Source organism: Paenirhizobium naphthalenivorans, from assembly GCF_007992095.1.
Classification (GTDB): Bacteria; Pseudomonadota; Alphaproteobacteria; order Rhizobiales; family Rhizobiaceae; genus Allorhizobium; species Allorhizobium naphthalenivorans.
Map to the genome: position 1 here is coordinate 1 of NZ_BJZP01000078.1, position 2,159 is coordinate 2,159.

Annotated in this window: 4 protein-coding genes; 2 read left to right on the forward strand and 2 right to left on the reverse strand. The window is 58.8% G+C overall.

The annotated features are described in order from the left end of the window. The first annotated feature begins 114 nt into the window (after window positions 1-114). Together RNA01_RS23095 and RNA01_RS23100 are read left to right on the forward strand one after the other, a co-directional pair. Complete coding sequence (locus RNA01_RS23095; RefSeq protein WP_018326249.1) at window positions 115-366, forward strand: hypothetical protein; 252 nt, start codon at window positions 115-117, stop codon at window positions 364-366. Next, window positions 363-761, forward strand: a complete 399-nt coding sequence (locus tag RNA01_RS23100) for a type II toxin-antitoxin system VapC family toxin (protein ID WP_147182428.1) — start codon at window positions 363-365, stop codon at window positions 759-761. The genes RNA01_RS23095 and RNA01_RS23100 overlap by 4 nt, the downstream gene beginning before the upstream one ends. A gap of 108 nt (window positions 762-869) precedes the next feature. Here RNA01_RS23100 and RNA01_RS23105 read toward each other — a convergent pair whose 3' ends face one another. After that, window positions 870-1,478 carry a TraH family protein gene (locus RNA01_RS23105; protein WP_147182429.1) on the reverse strand — a complete coding sequence of 203 codons (609 nt, stop codon included), beginning with the start codon at window positions 1,476-1,478 and terminating at the stop codon, window positions 870-872. 17 nt (window positions 1,479-1,495) lie between these two features. Continuing rightward, window positions 1,496-2,159 (reverse strand): carbon-nitrogen hydrolase family protein (locus RNA01_RS23110; RefSeq protein ID WP_268906712.1); only part of this gene is annotated, 664 nt, incomplete at its 5' end.

Here is a 2,159-nt window from a genome sequence, read left to right on the forward strand (position 1 = left end):
CGGAAAACGTGTCGTATGTCGATCGATCGACCTCGCTTTTCAGACAGTGCGGTCCATCCATCTGTCATTGTCTTCAAAAATGTCCTATATCTGGACTGTCATTAGAGAGAGACCATGTTGCAGCTTACACACGATACCGAACAGCTTGCCCGAAAGGTTGCGGCCCGTGTGGGCCGCAGACCGGATGATCTTATTCGCGCGGCGCTCGAACGTGAGGCTGCGGCGCTTGGCGTTTCCACTGATTTGCCTGTTCGCAACCGCATGACCGTCGAGCAGATGATGGCCGTCGGCGAAAAGGTCTCCGCCCTGCCGCTGTTTGACCCATCCTCGCCGAAAGAGATTCTCGACGACCTGAACGAACAATGATCGTCATCGATTCCTCCGCAGTGGTCGCCATCCTCGAACGGGAAGACGACAGCGCTTTATACGCTCGCGTAATTCAGGATGCCGACGATCTCACGATGTCGGCCGTCAACGCCCATGAATGTGCGGTCGTTCTACGTCGCCGTAGAGGGCCGGAGGGTGAGCGAATCCTCTGGCTCTTTCTGACAGACAACGGCGTCCAGATCCTGCCCTTTGATGAGGAGCAGGCTCGAAGAGCTTCAGAGGCCTTCGGAAAGTACGGCAAGGGCATCGATGCGAAGGCTAGGCTTAACCTTGCCGACTGTGCCGCATACGCGCTCGCCAAAAGCCTTTCGGCGCCTTTGCTGTTCAAGGGAGATGACTTCATACACACCGATATCGAAGTCGCGGCACGGTAGGCATAAGTGTCCGCGCCGGGCTATCTTGACGCCCGAACTCCAAGTTCGGTGGATGGCCTTGACGAGCTCAGTGTCACGAATACACCGCCGGATTGCAGTGTTTGGGCGTTACTGCCCGCCGATCCGGGACAGATCGACCCGAATTCCCGCGGTCCCAACCTCCTTTTCGTCTGAGGGCTCCCCTTCGCTCTGCGAGGCGGTGGCATCATCAGGTTTGTCTGCGGCATCCGAAGAAACGTCCTTCCGATCGACGATTGTCCCACCTGGATCCTCCGCCTGAAACACGCTTTGCCCCTCGAACTGGCCGGTGTTCCAGGCGTAAACGGCATCTTCGAAGATCTGTGGAAGCACCTCTTTGCTCGTTGGGTTGCCATACCATTTTGCAACGATGCGCATGATCTTTGAAAACATCCTCGTCCCCATGCGAAGATTTTCGCATGGGTCAACCAGATCTGGTTTCAGCGCGGACGCGTCCTTCACGCCGACACCCGCCGGGAACTGTGTAAGGCCCACACGTACGACGGCCTGTCCGACATACTGGCGTATGATCTCCATCGCCTCGTCGGCGGTCTTCGGTTTTGGTACAAGGATGAGCCGCTCTCCGGCTTTGACCGTGACAGCCAGCGGATCGCCCGGACCGACAGCGGCTACGAACTGCTCAACGATAGCGGGTTTCAGGGAGGGATCGGCGCATTCCGCGATAAAGGCAGCATCCATGACGAAGGCTCCAAAGTTCAGGTATTGAAGGAAATAACAAGGGGGACGCCGAACAGGGCGGACCAGGCTTTGGCGCTCGCGCGCTGGATGGCGACGATGTTGCCACCCGTCGTCCACCAGCCATTGCCCATCAAGACGATCGCGTCGGGTCGGTGTAGCATCGACTGGAGAATGGGCCACAGTACGAGCTGCTCGTAGCAGATAAGAGGCGCGATCTTTCGGCCCGCGAGTTCGACGACGGGATTGGCAAAGAAGCTGGCGCGGGCGCCGCCGGTCTCTCCTGTCCATCGCTCCCATGGACGCCACATGGAAACCGGCACAGGCATGCGCTCGCGATAGAGGACACGCCCTCCATGCGCATCGATGGCCACTATGACGTTGTCGTAGCCAACCGCATCGACGACCGCCGCGCCGGCGACCACAGTCACGTGCGTTCCTTGCAGCTCATTCCGCCAGAAACGTTCGAGCGTTGGCGTCCAAAAGCCCAGTGTGCTCTCGGGAAGCACGACGACGGTCTCTCGTGTTCCGGCAGCCTGCCGAACAGCCGTCACAAGGTCACGTTGGCGTTGAAGGGATTGATCGCGGCCGAGACTTGCGCCCATTTCAAGGTCGACACCACGCCACCCCTCCGGTAGAATCTGATTTGTCCCCGATGCGGCGGACCAAAGCCATAGACCTGAT

Coding starts and splice junctions, on each gene's coding strand:
- RNA01_RS23095 (WP_018326249.1), top strand. CDS start 115: ATGTTGCAGCTTACACACGATACCGAACAGCTTGCCCGAAAGGTTGCG.
- RNA01_RS23100 (WP_147182428.1), top strand. CDS start 363: ATGATCGTCATCGATTCCTCCGCAGTGGTCGCCATCCTCGAACGGGAA.
- RNA01_RS23105 (WP_147182429.1), bottom strand. CDS start 1,478: ATGGATGCTGCCTTTATCGCGGAATGCGCCGATCCCTCCCTGAAACCC.